The organism is Polaribacter sp. 11A2H (assembly GCF_011379025.1).
Taxonomy (GTDB): Bacteria; Bacteroidota; Bacteroidia; order Flavobacteriales; family Flavobacteriaceae; genus Polaribacter.
Map to the genome: position 1 here is coordinate 1 of NZ_WTLD01000062.1, position 559 is coordinate 559.

1 protein-coding gene is annotated in these 559 nt (G+C 33.1%); it reads right to left on the reverse strand.

Annotated features, from left to right (window positions below; translation table 11 throughout):
* Positions 1-403: 403 nt before the first annotated feature.
* Positions 404-559 carry a transposase gene (locus GQS58_RS16930; protein ID WP_317168404.1) on the reverse strand — a complete coding sequence of 52 codons (156 nt, stop codon included), beginning with the start codon at positions 557-559 and terminating at the stop codon, positions 404-406.

The window sequence follows — 559 nt, forward strand, 5'->3', positions numbered from 1 at the left end:
TCGAACAGAGAAGTTAAGCCCAATCGCGCCGATGGTACTGCATTTATGTGGGAGAGTAGGTCGCCGCCTTTCTTTAATACGGACTAAAGTCCGTATCTATAAACCTCAATTCTTACGAATTGAGGTTTTTTTTTGTGCTAAACTCAAAGTAGAATGGCAAACTGTGTGAAAACGGATTATCTGTGACGGTACTCGTTACAAACGAGCACTAGCCTTATGGGAATCTTTATTTTTTATCGACCTTAATTTATTATAGGTTTACCTTAATTCTTTGGAATTGAGTTTTATATTTGCTAAAGTGAAAGCATAGTCTTTTTTTTAGCACATTATATAAAACTATCTATGTTGTTATTTCTACGATAGGTGAAATCGGATCAAGCCCAAAAGTTGTGGGATTTAGAAATTAGGCATAAATATTTGAGAGTCTAAAAAGGAAAAATTCAATATTTCTAACACCTCTAAATTGTGCTCTTAATGCTTTTATTTTAGCATTAAAAGATTCTGCAGAAGCGTTTGTACTTCTATTGTCAAAATAGTTGAGTATATTCTGATAATGTAT